Source organism: Rhodoferax sp. GT1R46, from assembly GCF_056521285.1.
Map to the genome: position 1 here is coordinate 488227 of NZ_JBWMBC010000001.1, position 16361 is coordinate 504587.

Sequence of the window (16361 nt, forward strand, 5' to 3'; positions counted from 1 at the left end):
AATATGGGATTGTTGAGCCTTGCGATCTGGACGCCTATTGCGTTCGGCGTTGTCTTGCTGGCACTGGGTCGTGATGACCAGGCGCGTTCGGTTCGGTGGGTCGCTCTGATCGGTGCGATCGTCAGTTTCCTGGTGACATTGCCACTGTATGGACAGTTCAATACGGCGACTGCAGCGATGCAGTTTGTTGAAAAGGCGCCCTGGATCGAGCGATTCAATGTGAATTACCACCTTGGCTTAGACGGGATATCCTTTTGGTTTGTCTTATTGACCGCATTTATCAATGTAGTCGTGATCATCGCTGGCTGGGAAGTCATTACCCGGCGCGTGAACCAATACATGGGCGCCTTTCTCATACTGAGTGGCTTGATGATTGGTGTCTTTTGCGCTTTGGACGGACTGCTGTTCTATGTATTTTTTGAGGCTACGCTGATTCCGATGTACCTGATCATCGGCATCTGGGGCGGGCCCAACAAGATTTACGCGGCGTTCAAGTTTTTCTTGTATACGTTGCTTGGCTCGTTGTTGATGTTGATCGCGCTCATCTTTCTGTACACCAAGTCGGGTGGCAGTTTTGATTTGTCGGTTTGGCACGCAATGCCTCTGGACGGTCGGACTCAGACGCTGCTATTCTTCGCCTTCTTTGCGGCATTCGCTGTCAAAGTTCCCATGTGGCCGGTACACACCTGGTTGCCGGATGTACACGTCGAGGCTCCGACAGGTGGTTCTGCGGTTTTGGCGGCCATCATGCTGAAGCTCGGCGCATACGGCTTCCTGCGGTTTTCGTTGCCCATCGCCCCCGATGCGGCCCATGAGTGGGCATGGCTGATGATTACGCTTTCTATCATTGCTGTGGTCTATGTGGGCTTGGTCGCGCTGGTTCAGCAAGACATGAAGAAACTCGTCGCTTACTCATCCGTTGCGCACATGGGGTTTGTGACACTTGGCTTCTTTATTTTCAACGACCTCGGCGTGGCCGGTGGCGTTGTACAAATGATTGCCCACGGATTTGTGTCGGCCGCCATGTTCCTTTCGATTGGTGTGTTGTATGACCGTGTGCACTCCCGCGAGATTGCCAGCTATGGCGGTGTTGTGAACACCATGCCAAAGTTTGCCGCTTTCGCGCTGTTCTTTGCAATGGCCAATTGCGGCTTGCCGGGAACCGCTGGATTTGTAGGTGAGTGGATGGTAATTCTGGGTGCCGTAAAGTTCAATTTCTGGATCGGGTTTGCAGCCGCTAGTGCCCTGATATTTGGTGCTGCTTATACCCTGTGGATGTTCAAACGGGTCTACCTGGGTCCAGTGGCCAATGATGACGTCAAGGCACTTGTCGACATCAATGCGCGTGAATTCCTGATGTTGGGACTTCTTGCTGCCGCTGTATTGTGGATGGGTGTCTACCCCAAGCCATTTACTGATGTGATGGATGTTTCAGTAGCGCAATTGCTCAAGCATGTTGCAATTTCCAAACTGAACTGATCAAACTGAAGCGAGAGACGAACGATGATTGACAAACTCAGTTGGATCACTGCCTATCCTGAAATGATTCTGATGGTCATGGCCTGCGCGATCGCACTCATTGACCTTGGGGTAAAGACGCCGATGCGCGGATTGACCTATGCGCTCACGCTGCTGACGCTGGCTGTGGTGGCATTGCTGCAAGGCGATCTGGCATTGAGTGCGGCGACCCATTACGGTTTTGGGAACATGGTGGTGAGTGATTCCATGGGGAACTGGCTTAAGTGCTTCGCTACGCTTGCCGTCATGGTCACCTTGGTCTATGGGCGGCCCTACGCAGCACACCGCGACATGTTGCGCGGAGGCGAACTGTTCACCCTCAGTCTGTTTGCGCTGTTGGGCATGTTTGTCATGATTTCCGGGAACAACTTCCTGGTGATCTACATGGGTCTGGAGTTGTTGACCCTTTCCAGTTATGCCCTGGTTGCATTGCGCCGTGACAACACGACCGCTACTGAAGCGGCTATGAAGTACTTTGTCCTGGGTGCCATGGCTTCAGGCTTCCTGCTGTACGGTATGTCGATGATGTATGGGGCGACCGGTTCTCTGGATGTCAACGCGGTGTTTCGCGCGATTGCCTCGGGTCAGGTCCGCCATCAGGTTCTGGTGTTTGGTCTGGTGTTCATGGTTGCCGGCCTCGCGTTCAAGCTGGGTGTCGTTCCGTTTCACATGTGGATTCCCGATGTCTATCAGGGTGCACCCACAGCAGTCACATTGATGATCGGTGGCGCCCCAAAGCTTGCCGCGTTCGCCATCACGATGCGTCTTTTGGTGGAAGGCATGTTGCCACTGGCAGTTGATTGGCAGCAAATGTTGATGGTGTTGTCCGTTGGTTCATTGCTGGTGGGCAATCTGGCCGCAATCGCGCAAACCAACGTCAAGCGCATGCTGGCGTTCTCCACCATTTCTCAAATGGGTTTCGTCTTGCTGGGCGTGATGTCTGGCGTGGTCAATGGTGATGCCTTGTCTTTTGCTGCCAACGCCTACAGCTCGGCCATGTTTTACGTCATTACCTATGTGTTGACGACGCTTGCCAGTTTTGGCATCTTGCTGCTCCTGTCGCAAGAAGGGTTTGAAAGCGAAGAGATCGCGGATCTTGCGGGTCTGAATCAGCGCAGTCCCTTGTACGCCGCAGTGATGGCGGTCAGCCTGCTTTCGCTGGCTGGCATTCCTCCACTGGTGGGTTTTTACGCCAAGCTTGCGGTGCTTCAGGCCTTGATCGCTTCCGGGCAGGTGTTCTCCATCACATTGGCAGTTTTCGCCGTCATGATGTCGCTTATTGGCGCGTTTTACTACTTGCGCGTAATCAAAGTCATGTATTTTGACGCGCCCATTACCGCAAGCACTGTGGTCGCGCCTCTGGATGTACGTGTCGTGCTGTGCGTCAATGGCGCCCTGATTCTTGTGTTGGGCTTGTTCCCGAGTGGATTGCTGGCGCTGTGCGGGAACGCGATCCGGCAAATGCTGGGTACTTGACCTCTGTGAATACTCCGTTCTCGGTTTGGGTTGTCGTGTTCTTGGCGTTGGCTTTGGCCAACCTGCCATTTTTGACGCTGCGTGGTTTGGGCGTCATACCTTTGCAGAAGCCGAAAACATTGGGGTTGCGTGCGCTTGAGCTGCTGGTTTGCTATCTGTTAGCTGGCTTGGTGGGCCTTGCGTTTGAACGGCGCGCCGGTGAGATTGCTCCCCAGACTTGGGAGTTCTATGCCATTACAGTATTTTTGTTTCTGACCTTTGCCTTCCCCGGGTTCGTGTACCGATATCTGGTCATGCGCAACCGGTAGGGTGGGTCACTTGCTATGAGCGATCAGCACTTGGTCGAGCACAGAGTTTCACGCCAGGAAATTCTCAAAGGCGAGTTTTTACACGCGTTTAGGGACACGGTGGTACTGCCTGATGGTGGATCTGCGACCCGGGAGTTCGTGGTTCACCCAGGTGCGGTGATGATCATTCCCTTGCTGGCTGACAAGCAGGGCAACTTGCGCGTGGTGCTGGAGCGACAATTCCGCTACCCGGTTGGCCAGGTCATGATTGAGTTTCCTGCGGGAAAACTGGACTCCGGGGAGTCTGTTCTGGCATGCGCCCAACGGGAGTTGCAGGAAGAAACCGGCTACAGCGCCCGGGAGTGGGCACGTGCGGGGGTAATGCACCCGGTTATTTCCTATTCCACAGAATTCATCGATATCTGGTTTGCCCGGCACCTTGCTTTGGGCGAGCACAATCTGGACGATGGTGAGTTCCTGGATGTCTTCAGTGCCACACCTGCCGAACTGCTTCAGTGGTGCAAGGAAGGCAAGGTGACCGATGCAAAAACGCTTACTGGTGCACTCTGGTTGCAAAACGTGCTCAGTGGCGCGTGGGCGCTGGACTGGCAGCAGGCTGCGGTTCCTTCGGATCGCTCACAATCCAGCCCATGAAAGTCCTGGACTTGCAATGTGACCACGGCCATGCGTTTGAAGGCTGGTTTGGTTCTGAGGAAGATTTCCTGGCGCAGTGTGAAAAATCGATGGTGCAGTGCCCGGTATGCGGGGATGTTTCCATCGTCAAAAAACTGAGCGCACCGCGTTTGAATCTCTCAGGAAGCCGGGCTCTTTCAGACGATATGCAGCAGAACCAGTTGTCCGCCAACGCAGACTCTGTGCTCGCCGCAGCGTGGTTTGCACTGGCCCGGCAAGTGGTGGCCAACACCACGGACGTTGGCAACCGGTTCGCAGATGAAGCCCGAAAAATGCACTACCAGGAGGCGGACGAACGCGCCATCCGCGGCACAACGACCCGCGACGAGGCGCTCTCGCTCATGGAAGAGGGCATTGATGTCGTGCCCTTTGTCCTACCGGAGGCCTTGAAAGGCCCTCTTCAGTAGTCGCGGCTCAAGGATAGAGACCGCGAAGCTCTCTGGCGTGGAGAATGCGTTTGCAGGCTACGATAAACGTCGCCGTCCGCAGCGTGACCTTTTGGTCTTGCGACACCTGCCACACGCCTGCAAAGGCTTCTTTCATGATTCGCACCAGCCGGGCGTTGATCTCGTCTTCGCTCCAGAAGAAGCTTGAGAAATCCTGCACCCATTCAAAATAACTGACAGTGACCCCACCGGCATTCGCAATCACATCGGGCAGCACCAGAATGTTGCGTTCCTGCAGGATGTCGTCGGCGGCGGGTGTTGTCGGTCCATTGGCACCTTCGATGATGAGTCGAGCCCGGATGCGCCCGGCATTGGCCGCGGTGATTTGTTGCTCCAGCGCTGCAGGGATCAGAATGTCGCACGCCACGTCCCAAAACGTGTCATTCGGAATCACTTCCGCCTGCGCGAAGCCGGCCACAGACCCATACGCCGCCACATGGGCCAGCAACGCTGACACATCGAGCCCCGCTTCCCGGTAGAGGGTGCCGCCATGGTCTTGCACCGCGACCACCCGCGCGCCGGCCTCGGAAAACAGGCGCGCAGCCACGCCGCCCACATTGCCAAAGCCCTGCACGGCCACCTTGGAGGTAGCTATATCCAGGCCAATGTGCTGGGCCGCCTCCATGCCTACGGTAAACACGCCACGTCCGGTTGCATCCCGTCGGCCCAGCGAGCCACCCAGATCAACGGGTTTGCCAGTCACTACGCCAGTGGATGTGGCACCTTCATTCATGGAGTAGGTGTCCATCATCCAGGCCATAATTTGCTCATTGGTGTTGACGTCGGGCGCGGGAATGTCCTTGGTCGGTCCAATGATGATGCCAATTTCGCTGGTGTAGCGTCGCGTCATGCGCTCCAGTTCGCCCATGGAGAGGGTCTTGGGGTCCACACGAATACCACCCTTGGCGCCGCCATAAGGTACATTCACCGCTGCATTCTTGATGGACATCCATGCAGAGAGCGCCATCACTTCCGACAGCGTGACATCTTGGTGAAAGCGAACGCCACCTTTGCCGGGTCCGCGCGAGGTGTTGTGTTGAACCCGGTAGCCTTCAAAGTGAGCCACGGTGCCGTTGTCCATATTGATCGGTACATCCACGATCAGCGCGCGTTTGGGGCGTTTGAGTGTTTCTGCCCAGCGTGCGAGATGTCCGAGGTAGGGGATGACACGATCGACTTGTTGCAGATAAATGCCCCAGGGCCCCAGATTGTCGGCCTGCAAGTAAGAAGGCAGCGCATGGCTTGTCTGGGACGCGGGCAATGCGGCAATGGAGCCGGAAGGTTGGGGGCTGTTCGACATGGGTTTCCTTGTGGAGGGGTTCAAGCCTCGCACTGTAGGCTTGGCCGGTCACCCTGTCTAAGGCCAAGATATTCTTGGGTTATGCAATAAATTAATAGTTACGCGCTGAGGTTGGCGATGCTACCTATCGCCAGCCGTTTGTCGATCACGCGTTGAATTGCAAGGCCGCCAGCCCTGCGTAGACGCCACCGCGGGCCACCAGCTCGGCGTGGGTACCTTGTTCCACCAACCGTCCGTGGTCCAGCACCACGATCAGGTCTGCCTTTTGAACGGTGGCCAGCCGGTGCGCAATGACGAGTGTGGTGCGGTCCCGCATGGCCGATTCCAGTGCGGCCTGCACCATGCGCTCGCTCTCGGCGTCCAGCGCGCTGGTGGCTTCGTCAAGTAGGAGCAGCGGGGGGTTCTTCAGCATGGCCCGCGCAATGGCGACGCGCTGGCGTTGCCCGCCTGAGAGCCGCAGTCCGCGCTCACCCAGGAAGGTGTTGTACCCCTCTGGCAGGTCGGTAATGAACTCGTGGGCAAAGGCTGAGTGGGCCGCGGCCATGACCTCGGCATCGGTGGCCTCGGGCTTGCCGTAACGAATGTTGTCCATCGCACTACTGGAAAAAATAACCGCATCCTGGGGCACGATTCCAACCCGCTGGCGCAGGTCACCCAGCGACATGTCGCGTGTGCTCGTTCCGTCCAGCACAATGCGCCCGGACTGCGGATCGTAAAAGCGCAGCAGCAACTGAAACACCGTGCTCTTGCCTGCACCGCTGGGGCCGACAATGGCAACGGTTTGACCCGGCTGGATGTCCAGCGAGAAGTCCGACAAGGCGGGCTGCTGCGGACGGGACGGGTAATGAAACTGGATTGCTTCGAATTTGATAGCGCTTCCCGCAACAGGGACGGGGGCTACAGCCGGATTATCCGGTGAAACGATGGGCGATTGGGTATTCAGCAACTCCATCAGTCGCTCGGTGGCGCCGGCGGCGCGCAGCAAGTCGCCGTACACCTCGCCCAGGATGGCGAAAGCACTCGCCAGAATGATGACGTACACCACGGTTTGCCCCAGGTGCCCGGCAGAAATGCGTCCCGCTACGACCGCCTGGGTTCCCTGGTACAGACCCCACAGCAGCGCGGCTGAGGTGGCAATGATGATGAAGGCGACCAGCACCGAGCGTGCCTTGGAACGCCGCACGGCGGTGTCAAACGCGTTGTCAGTCGAGGTGATGAATCGTTTGGCTTCGCGTGCCTCAGCCGTGTAGCTTTGCACCACAGGAATGGCGTTGAGCACTTCAGCGGCGATCGAGCTGGAGTCGGCAATGCGATCCTGGCTGGCGCGAGACAGTTTGCGCACCCGGCGGCCAAACCACAGGCTGGGCAACACGATCAGTACCAGCACTCCCAGCACCTGGAACATCACATAGGGGTTGGTCCACACCAGTATGCCCAGCGCGCCTATTCCCATGACCAGGTTGCGCAGCCCCATGCTCAAAGACGAGCCCACCACGGTTTGCACCAGTGTGGTGTCGGCGGAGAGGCGCGACAGCACCTCACCAGTTTGGGTGGTTTCAAAAAATTCGGGGCTTTGGTCCAGTACATGGCTGTAGACCGCGTTGCGCAGGTCAGCGGTTACGCGTTCGCCCAGCCAGCTCACCATATAAAAACGCCCGGCAGAAAACAGGCCGAGTGCCACGGCCACGCCAAACAGGGCGGCAAAATGCTCGCGCAAAGCCATCACCTGCTGACCCTTGTCGGTTTGCACCAAACCCCCGTCAATCAGGCTACGTAATGCCAGTGGGAATGCCAGTGTGGCGACAGCCGCCATGACCAGGAATACCAGCGCAAACCCAATGCGTACGCGGTAGGGTCGTAAAAAGGGCATCAGCCCGGACAGTGATTTGGTGTTTTGCGACTTGGCGCGCTCAGTAATCATAAGTGTCAGGTGGGGGTAAAGCGTGGAGTTGCTGAAGGAATGTCCTGCCTTCCAGTGGTGCAAAGAACGTGCCCTGAACTAATGTAGTTCAATTACATCGCCAGCGGGTTCTGCTATTCTCACGCCGCAGTTGTGGTCAACCAGAGTTGCCACTCAACCGTTTAAGGGCTGTGACGCATCCGCTCAAGTCATCCATCATCCATCCACGAGGAATATCAATGAAACGTACTCTTTTGGCCGCTTTGTCAGTCGTTGCCACATTTGCGGTGACGACGCCCGCCTTTGCCGATCTGGCGTTGGCCACTTCCAAAAACTGCATGGCCTGCCATGCTGTGGACAAGAAATTGGTGGGCCCGGCTTACAAGGACGTCGCCAAGAAATACGCTGGCGACGCGAAGGCGGCCGATATGCTCGCTGCCAAGATCATTAAAGGTGGTTCAGGCGTTTGGGGTCCTGTGCCGATGCCGGCCAATGCGCAGGTTAATGAAGCAGACTCCAAGAAACTGGCTGCGTGGGTTTTGTCGCTCAAGTAAGCTTCAATGCTCTAGCAAAAACCCGCTGTTGGCGGGTTTTTTGTTGTCCGTCAAAGCCGCATAGGCGCCGCATACCCGGTCATCTCCAGGTAGCCACGCCCGACCAGCCGGTTATTGCTGTCCCACACTTCGCACAGGCCCTCCCAGTAAATGGCACCCGTGGACGTGCGGCTATCCAGTTCCTGGTTGTCCACCACGGCACGCACGGTGTAGAAGTCCGCGGGGGTGCGTACGATCCACTCCACCGGGTAGCTGGCCTGGCTCAGCGGGCTTTTCCAGTTGCGCAGCGGTTTGAACAGCACCTCGCCAGGGCGGAAGGCGAACAGCTTTTCACCGGTGCGGAAGGAACCGCCGTCCCACAACGCATTTCCGGCCTTGTCGCGCAGACGAAAGGCTGTAAGGGCGCTGCCATCAAGCAGGTTGATGCCGATCCAGTCCCACCCGACCGCCAGCGGATGCAGTAGCTCCTGGCTCCATTCGTGGTCCAGCCAGGCGGTGCTGCCTGCCGTCAGGGTGTGGCGCTCGTTCTGTAATACGAGTTCGCCATGGGCCTGCAGTTGAGGTTGGCTGTAGTAATAGCTGCTTTGCTTTGGCTCAGGACCTTTGCGCGACAGGCCCTGGTCTCCTTGCAACAGCACTGACTGGCTGGGTGACAGTGTGAGATCCAAAGAAAAATCGGCGCATCGAACCGTCGCCTCGATGACTCCTTTATTGCGTTGCAGAGACCAATCGCGCAGCCGCACGGCCGTGTCCTCGATACTGGCAGACGCCATATCCACAGCGTTCTGGCCAGGTTCATCGCCCGAGGATCGCGCAATGCGCTGGTCGTGCCACAGCTTTCGCCCCCGCACATCGGTCAGTGCCGCATGCGCGAATACCAGTTGTTTGGCGGCAAAGCTGGAATGCATCCCTTGCGTCTGCGCCACGCGGCTGCGAAAGAAGGTGACCTGAAAACCAAAGGCTGCAGGGCCGCCGGCCACGTTGGCATAGCCGGTGACGTACCACCATTCGGTGCGGAAGTCCGGGTGGGCTCCGTGGTCACGTGGAAACTCCAGTTGCTTGCGCTCCAAGGCCCTGGCGAATGGGCTCGCGCCCAAGACCAGACTCGCCCCCAGCCCTGCGCTCAAAATGCTGCGGCGGTTCATGTCAATCCCTTTTTCGTTTACGTGCGCCAGTCCACAGACTGCGATGCGTCAATTTGGCATTGTCAACTTTACAAGAATTAACGTATGTCAATCCCGGTGATACGCAGCCACCCCACAATCGACCTGTCAAAAGCCTTGTGCAATATAAATTGATGACCACTCAAATCCCCGATCCCCTCCAGCTTCGCTTAACGGCGGTCCGTTTCCGCTTGTTACCGGCGACTTTTGCGGTGGCGGCCATGTTGTCCGGGTGTACATCGCTTTTGCCCCAGCATGCTTCGCTGCCTGAAACACCGGTTCCCTCCGCATGGTCCCGATCGCCGATTTTGCCAATGGGTGCGGGTTCTGTCGTGTCGCTAGCCCAATGGTGGCAGCGCTTCGACGACCCGGCACTTGGTGCTCTGGTGATGCAGGCATTGCTGGCCAGTACCGACGTGCGCACTGCGCAAGCCGCATTACAGCAATCACGGGCGCTGCGTGACGGCAAACTGGCGAACCTGGGGCCCACCCTCAAGGGCTCCGCTTCTGCGCAACGCAACCAGACGGACAGCAACGATGCCACCAATAGCTTTCAGGCTGGCTTCGATGCCAGTTGGGAACCAGACGTGTTTGGCGGACAACGCAGCACTTTGAATGCGGCGCAAGCCGATGCCCAGGCCGCTGAAGCCAGTCTGGCCAATGTTCAGGTGTCCCTGGCCGCCGAGGTGGCGGTGACCTACATTGAACTGCGTGGCTTGCAGAGCCGGCTGGCCATTGCGCGCAACAGCCTGGCCACGCAAAGTGAAACGCTGCAGATAACCCGCTGGCGTGCGCAGGCAGGCTTGGTGTCTTCGCTGGATGTGGAGCAGGCCGTTGCCGCCAGTGAGCAGACCAGTGCCCAGATCCCTTCTTTGATCACCAGCGTGACCCAAAATCTGAATAGTCTGGCGGTGCTGACCGGTCAGGCACCCGGGGCGTTGCAGGGCACCCTGGGGGTGATCACTTCTCCGCCAGTGCAAGTGCCGCAGGCACCCGGCGACCTCGTTCTGGCCATACCCGCGCAAACGCTGCGCCAGCGACCGGATGTGCGCGTTGCCGAGTACCGTATCAGCGCAGCGCTCTCGCGCGTGGCGCAGGCTGACGCGGCCCGGTACCCCGGTTTCCAGATTTCAGGCTCGTTGGGATTGCGTGCGCTGACGCTGGCCACAGTCAGTAGCGGCGCTTCGGTTGTCAACGCCTTGCTGGCCAGTGTTTCCGTGCCGCTGTTTGATGGTGGCGCCGCCAGAGCGCAGGTGCGCGCGCAGGAGGCCGCGCTGGAGCAGGCCCGCGTGGGTTATCAAGCCACGGTGCTGACCGCCTTGAAGGATGTGGAAGATGCACTGATTGCGCTGCAGGGCGATCGCGAACGTCTGGCGCGGCTGCAATCGGCAACAGTTGCTGCCGCGAATGCGGATCTGTTGGCCCGTCAGCGCTACAGCAGCGGGCTGATCGACTTTCGCACTGTTCTCGACACACAGCGTACGCTGTTGTCTGCGCAGGACAGCGTGGAGACCACCCGCGCAAGCCTGAGTGCGGACCACGTTCGACTTTACAAAGCCCTGGGCGGTGGATGGATTCCGGATACGCAGACCTCTGTGCCCTGATCCTGCCCCGCACACCATGCTCTAACCTGATTTCCTCACACGCCATGACTACCCCCACGCCCACCCCCGCCGTTGCCCCGACCATTGCCCAGCCTCCTGCCGATTTACAGGCTCTTTTGGGCGCGGATCCGCCGCGCCGCTGGTGGCAGCGCCCGCTGGTCTGGGGCGCCGCTGCCGCCGTGGTTCTGCTACCTGCCGGCTGGTATTACTGGCAGGCGCAAAAGAGCAGCAGCGCGTTGCCGACGTATGTGACGGAAACCGTGGGCAAGGGCAATCTGACGCTCACCGTCTCGGCCAACGGTACGCTGCAGCCCACGCGGGCGGTGAACATTGGCAGTGAGCTTTCCGGTACGGTCAAGCGCGTCCTGGTGGATGTGAATGACCGCATCAAGATCGGACAAATTCTGGTCGAGCTCGACACAGCCAAGCTGGTGGACCAGGTGACACGCTCGCGGGCGTCCTTGCTGGCCGCGCAGGCCCAGGAGGCTCAAAGCAAGGCGACGGTCAAGGAGTTCCAGGCTGGTTTGGGCCGATTCGAAGAAGTGGCCCGGTTGTCGGGGGGCAAGGTGCCGTCGGCGACTGAGCTGGACAGTGCGCGCGCCAATGTGGCCCGCGCCATAGCAGCAGAGGCCAGTGCCAGTGCCAATGTGAATGTGGCACGGGCAACCCTGTCCACCGATGCGACCAACCTTGCCAAGGCCTCCATTCGCTCCCCTATTAACGGAGTCGTTCTTTCCCGTACGGTCGATCCCGGCAATGCAGTGGCCGCCTCTCTCCAGGCGGTTACGCTGTTCTCGGTGGCAGAAGACCTCACCAAGCTGCGACTGGATGTGAGCGTCGATGAAGCCGATGTGGGCTCGGTCAAGGACGGCCAGAAAGCCACGTTTACCGTCAGCGCCTACCCCGCGCGCCGCTACCCAGCAAGCGTCGCCCGCGTCGCCTTTGGCTCTACCAAGACCGATAACGTGGTCACCTACACCGCTAATCTGGATGTGGACAACACCGATCTCAGTTTGCGCCCGGGCATGACGGCCGCAGCCACCATTGTTTCCACCGAGCGCACCGACGTGCTGCTGGTTCCGAATACGGCATTGCGCTTTTCACCTTCCGCAGCGGGCGCCGATGCGGCAGCTCAACCGAGCGGCAGCATGCTATCCAAGCTGATGCCGCGCATGCCGCGAACCGGTGCGCGCAAGGCAGGCGGCGGTGGCGCGGCCGCCAAGCAGGTCTGGATTTTGAAGGACGGACAGGCGGTGGCGGTGGCGGTGAGGGCCGGCATCAGCGATGGCCGCATGACCGAGATCATCGGCGGCGATCTGCAGGCGGGCATGGCCGTCATTACCGATCAGCGCGCTGCTGGAGCAGCCCCGTGAGCGAGCCCCTGATCCGCCTGCGTGGCATCACCAAGGTGTACGGCGAAGGCGCCACCGCGCTGCAGGCACTCAAAGGGGTGAACCTGGATATTGAAGCCGGCGATTTTGTGGCCATCATGGGGCCCAGCGGGTCGGGAAAGTCCACCGCCATGAATACCCTGGGTGGTCTGGACACGCCCACCACCGGTGAATACCTGTTCAAAGGGGCCCATGTGGAGTCGCTTACCCGTGACCAGCGCGCGCGTTTGCGACGGCAGTATTTCGGCTTTGTGTTTCAGGGCTTTAACTTGCTGGCGCGTACCTCTGCGCAAGAAAATGTGGAGCTGCCGCTGCTTTACCGCGGTGAGTCGGCCTCTGCACGCCATGCGGCGGCGGCCAAGGCGCTGGAATCGGTCGGGCTCAAGGGGTGGGAGCACCATACGCCGTCCGAATTGTCGGGTGGGCAGCAGCAGCGCGTTGCGATTGCGCGCGCCATCGTCACCGAGCCCGCGGTGCTGCTGGCCGATGAGCCGACTGGCAACCTGGACACCCAGCGCAGCCGCGAGATCATGCAACTGCTATGGGGTTTGAATGTGGACCATGGCATCACTGTGCTGATGGTGACACACGAGTCCGACATGGCCGCCTACGCCCGGCGCATCGTGCGTTTTGTGGATGGGGTCGTGGCCAGCGACGAGCGCAATGCGCATCCCGTCGGCTTGCAGGGAAAAGACGCCGCGCATGTTCCAGCCTCAGCCGTATCAGAGGTCCACTGATGCTCCTCAACACACTGCTACTCGCACTGCGCTCCATCCGGCGCAATTTGATGCGGTCCTTTCTGACCATCCTGGGCATCGTGATTGGCGTGAGTGCCGTGATCACCATGGTGACGCTGGGCAATGGCGCCACGCTGGCCATCCAAAACCAGATTTCTGGTCTGGGCACCAATCTGCTGCAAGTGCGCCCCGGCCAGCGCCTGGGTCCGGGCAGCGGCGGTGGCGGTGCACCCGCCTTCAAGGAGTCAGACGCGGAGGCTATAGCCACCCAGATTGGAGGCATCGCCGCTGTGGCACCCGAGGCGCGCACCGGTTCCACCGTGGTGGCCAACGGCCGCAACTGGACGAGTAGCATCATTGGCAGTACCAACGACTGGCTGCAAACCGGCAACTGGAAGCTGGCCAGTGGCCGGGAGTTTTCCGATGACGAAATGCGCGGCGGTGCGGCCGTGTGCCTGATTGGTGAAACCGTTCGCCGCGAGCTCTACGGCAAGACTGCGGCGCTGGGTGCGCAGCTGCGGGTGAAGCAAATCTCCTGCGAGATCGTCGGCCTGCTGGCCTCCAAAGGCCAGGGCGCTTTTGGCAACGACCAGGACGATATGGTGCTGCTGCCCATCAAGACGCTGCAGCGCCGCATTACCGGCAACATCCGTGTGAACACGCTGCTGGTGTCCATGAATGACGGCAGCGACGCATCCCGCGTCACGGCCGGTATCACGCAACTTCTGCGCGAGCGCCGCAAGCTGGCCAGCACCGATGAAGACAACTTCAATGTGCTCGACACCAAGCAGCTGGCGGACACCCTGTCGGGCACCACCAAGGTGCTCACCACGCTGCTGGGCGCGGTCGCCGCCGTGAGCTTGCTGGTGGGTGGCATTGGCATCATGAATATTATGCTGGTGAGTGTGACCGAACGCACGCGCGAGATTGGCTTGCGCCTGGCCATTGGTGCGCTGGAGCGCGAAGTGCTGCTGCAGTTTCTGATTGAAGCGGTGGTGCTGGCGGCGTTGGGTGGATTGATTGGCATCGTGCTGGCCACCGGTGCCTCCATCGGATTGGCGATTCTGATGGACATACCCTACACCTTCAACCTGAACGTGAATCTGCTGTCGTTTGTGTTCTCGGCCGCTATCGGAGTGTTGTTTGGCTACTTTCCGGCCCGACGTGCCGCACGGATGGACCCGATTGAGGCCCTGCGCCACGAGTAGACCAAAGGGCTGAAGCTACACGCCGGCATCCCACTGCATGAACGCTTCAAAATCACGGACCTTCAAGGGTTTTGCAAACAGGTAGCCCTGACCGAAGTCGCATCCTGCGCACATCAGCAAGTCCCGCTGTTCCATGGTTTCAACCCCTTCGGCCACGACTTGCATGCCCAGTTCATGGGCCATCACGATGATGGCCTTGCACAGCGCCAGGTCGGTCGATCCCTTGGTGAGATTGCGAACGAAGGACTGGTCAATTTTGACAAAATCCATCGTGAATCGCTGCAGGTAGGTTAGCGAGGAATACCCGGTTCCGAAATCATCCAGCGAAAGGGGAATTCCGGCCTCCCGCAGTGCCAATAGTTGCTGTGATACGGCGGTACCGCTATCGAGCAGCAAGCCTTCCGTGATTTCAATGGCGATGCTGGAGCCGGGCAGACCGAGCGTCTGCAGGTGTTTGATCCACGGCTCGCTGGCGCTGCTGGCGCGGTGAAATTGGACTGGGGATTTGTTGACGCTGATCTGGAAATCATCCCCGTACACGGCTCGCCAGTGTTTGACCTGCTGTGCGGCCTGTTGAAACACCCATTCACCGATATCAATGATCAAGCCGGTCGACTCTGCGATGCCGATGAACTGCGCCGGGTTGACAAGACCGCGCTGGGGGTGGTGCCAGCGCAGTAGCGCCTCAGCCTTGAAGATGCGTCCACTGGTCAATTCAATAATTGGCTGGTACACCACTTCAAACTGCTGCCGATCGAGTGCGAGCCTCATATCCGTAGCCAGGCGCAGTCGGGTTTGCGCAGCCTCCTGCAAGGCCGGCGTGAAGAAACTGAAGCGATTGCGTCCTGCGGCCTTGGCGACATACAGCGCCTGGTCCGCATGCTTGAATAAATCTTCCACCAGCGTGGCGTCGCCGGGGTACATTGCAACCCCCAGGCTGGCCGATACAAACACTTGTTCGTTTTGAAGTTGGAAGGCGTCAGACAGGCTGTAGAGAAGGGACTGAAGCAGGCCCTCCAGTTCCCCGATGTCCTGCACGTCACACACCACCACTGTGAATTCATCGCCGCCCATGCGTGCAACACGGTCCAGGGGCCCCAGGTGTGCCTTGATGCGCTGTGCGGCCTTGACCAGCAACAGGTCACCACTGTTGTGCCCCAGGGTGTCGTTCACCTCCTTGAAGTGATCGAGGTCGATGAAGACAATGGCAATCCCCTGATTCAGTTGCCCGCTGCGCAGAATATCGTCTTCCAGTTGCTGGCGCAGCATCCGCCGGTTGGGAAGACCGGTCAAGGGGTCGAAGTTGGCTTGCCTCCATATCAGCGCGTCCGATTCTTTTCGGTCGGTGATGTCAGTATGGGTGCCGATCATGCGCAAAGGCCGGCCCTGCGCATCGCGGCTGATGACCATGCCACGCGTGAGTACCCATTTCCAGCTGTTGTCCTTGCAAAGGATGCGGTGCTCGTTGTGGTAGGTGGGTGTCTGTCCGCTCAAGTGCGCTTCTCGGTCACGCTGCATCTGCGCCAGGTCGTCGGGGTGGGTGCGTCCGTCCAATGCGTCGGCCCGGTTGGGAATTTCATCCTCACCAAAACCATAAATCTGTTTGCAACGCGCCGAATAAAACTCTTCACCGGTCTGTATGTACCAGTCCCAAACGCCGTCGCCTGTGCTTTCCAGGGCGCGCTTCCAGCGTTCTTCGTTTTCCTGCAGGGTGAGATGCGCCCGGTGGGTCGCGGTGATGTCCTCCACCGTGCCCTCGTAATACAGCAGCGCGCCCTGGGCGTCCCGCACCACGTGCGCGGCCTCCCGAATCCAGATGCGCTCGCCCGTCTTGTGGCGATAGGTTTCTGACACGAAGTTCACCACATGGCCATCCTCTGCCATGAGTCGCCTGAATTGCGATCTTCGGTCTGGGTCGACGTACCACTCGGTGGCGTCGTCATTGAAGGTGGCGAGCAGTTCCTCTTCGGTATCGAAGCCGTCGATGCGCACCAAGGCCGCGTTGGCACGCAGCAACATTCCCGAAGCGTCGGTTCGGTAGGCCCCAATAGGTAGAAACTCAAATAGTGTTGACATGCAGATCG

At 59.2% G+C, this 16361-nt stretch carries 14 protein-coding genes; 10 read left to right on the forward strand and 4 right to left on the reverse strand.

Annotated elements, in window-relative coordinates:
• Window positions 1-3 precede the first annotated feature (3 nt).
• The 5 genes from AC097W_RS02375 to AC097W_RS02395 are packed head-to-tail and all read left to right on the forward strand — an operon-like array spanning window position 4 to window position 4381.
• Window positions 4-1479, forward strand: coding sequence for an NADH-quinone oxidoreductase subunit M (locus AC097W_RS02375; protein WP_479600709.1), 1476 nt, complete (start codon window positions 4-6; stop codon window positions 1477-1479).
• A gap of 24 nt (window positions 1480-1503) precedes the next feature.
• Window positions 1504-2994, forward strand: coding sequence for an NADH-quinone oxidoreductase subunit NuoN (gene nuoN, locus AC097W_RS02380; RefSeq protein WP_479600712.1), 1491 nt, complete (start codon window positions 1504-1506; stop codon window positions 2992-2994).
• Window positions 2995-2999: 5 nt separating this feature from the next.
• On the forward strand, window positions 3000-3302 hold the full coding sequence (locus tag AC097W_RS02385) for a DUF2818 family protein (protein WP_479600714.1): 303 nt from the start codon (window positions 3000-3002) through the stop codon (window positions 3300-3302).
• 15 nt (window positions 3303-3317) lie between these two features.
• Window positions 3318-3935, forward strand: a complete 618-nt coding sequence (locus AC097W_RS02390; protein WP_479600715.1) for an NUDIX domain-containing protein — start codon at window positions 3318-3320, stop codon at window positions 3933-3935.
• Complete coding sequence (locus AC097W_RS02395) at window positions 3932-4381, forward strand: DUF1178 family protein (protein WP_479600716.1); 450 nt, start codon at window positions 3932-3934, stop codon at window positions 4379-4381. The genes AC097W_RS02390 and AC097W_RS02395 overlap by 4 nt, the downstream gene beginning before the upstream one ends.
• A gap of 7 nt (window positions 4382-4388) precedes the next feature.
• Here AC097W_RS02395 and AC097W_RS02400 read toward each other — a convergent pair whose 3' ends face one another.
• Window positions 4389-5720: a Glu/Leu/Phe/Val family dehydrogenase gene (locus tag AC097W_RS02400; protein ID WP_479600717.1), complete on the reverse strand. Its 1332-nt coding sequence runs from the start codon at window positions 5718-5720 to the stop codon at window positions 4389-4391.
• Between the two features lie 145 nt (window positions 5721-5865).
• Window positions 5866-7641 (reverse strand): ABC transporter transmembrane domain-containing protein, encoded by a 1776-nt coding sequence (locus AC097W_RS02405; protein WP_479600718.1) that lies wholly within the window; start codon window positions 7639-7641, stop codon window positions 5866-5868.
• A 218-nt stretch (window positions 7642-7859) separates the two neighbouring features.
• Here AC097W_RS02405 and AC097W_RS02410 point away from each other — a divergent pair, with 218 nt between their 5' ends.
• Entirely contained in the window at window positions 7860-8174 is a 315-nt protein-coding gene (locus AC097W_RS02410) for a c-type cytochrome (RefSeq protein WP_479600719.1), read from the forward strand.
• A 50-nt stretch (window positions 8175-8224) separates the two neighbouring features.
• On the opposite strand, the gene AC097W_RS02415 is transcribed toward AC097W_RS02410, so the two are convergent.
• Window positions 8225-9319 (reverse strand): lipocalin-like domain-containing protein, encoded by a 1095-nt coding sequence (locus tag AC097W_RS02415; RefSeq protein WP_479600720.1) that lies wholly within the window; start codon window positions 9317-9319, stop codon window positions 8225-8227.
• A gap of 152 nt (window positions 9320-9471) precedes the next feature.
• On the opposite strand from AC097W_RS02415, the gene AC097W_RS02420 reads away from it, so the two are divergent.
• From AC097W_RS02420 to AC097W_RS02435, 4 genes are read left to right on the forward strand one after another with little or no spacing between them, the layout of a single operon-like run.
• On the forward strand, window positions 9472-10941 hold the full coding sequence (locus tag AC097W_RS02420) for an efflux transporter outer membrane subunit (RefSeq protein ID WP_479600721.1): 1470 nt from the start codon (window positions 9472-9474) through the stop codon (window positions 10939-10941).
• 44 nt (window positions 10942-10985) lie between these two features.
• Window positions 10986-12314: an efflux RND transporter periplasmic adaptor subunit gene (locus tag AC097W_RS02425; protein WP_479600722.1), complete on the forward strand. Its 1329-nt coding sequence runs from the start codon at window positions 10986-10988 to the stop codon at window positions 12312-12314.
• Window positions 12311-13069 carry an ABC transporter ATP-binding protein gene (locus AC097W_RS02430; RefSeq protein WP_479600723.1) on the forward strand — a complete coding sequence of 253 codons (759 nt, stop codon included), beginning with the start codon at window positions 12311-12313 and terminating at the stop codon, window positions 13067-13069. Before AC097W_RS02425 ends, AC097W_RS02430 begins: the two co-directional genes overlap by 4 nt.
• On the forward strand, window positions 13069-14277 hold the full coding sequence (locus tag AC097W_RS02435) for an ABC transporter permease (RefSeq protein WP_479600724.1): 1209 nt from the start codon (window positions 13069-13071) through the stop codon (window positions 14275-14277). The genes AC097W_RS02430 and AC097W_RS02435 overlap by 1 nt, the downstream gene beginning before the upstream one ends.
• 15 nt (window positions 14278-14292) lie before the next feature.
• Here AC097W_RS02435 and AC097W_RS02440 read toward each other — a convergent pair whose 3' ends face one another.
• The gene (locus AC097W_RS02440; RefSeq protein ID WP_479600725.1) at window positions 14293-16353 is read right to left on the reverse strand and encodes a putative bifunctional diguanylate cyclase/phosphodiesterase; all 2061 of its coding nucleotides are present in this window, start codon (window positions 16351-16353) and stop codon (window positions 14293-14295) included.
• Window positions 16354-16361: the final 8 nt, after the last annotated feature.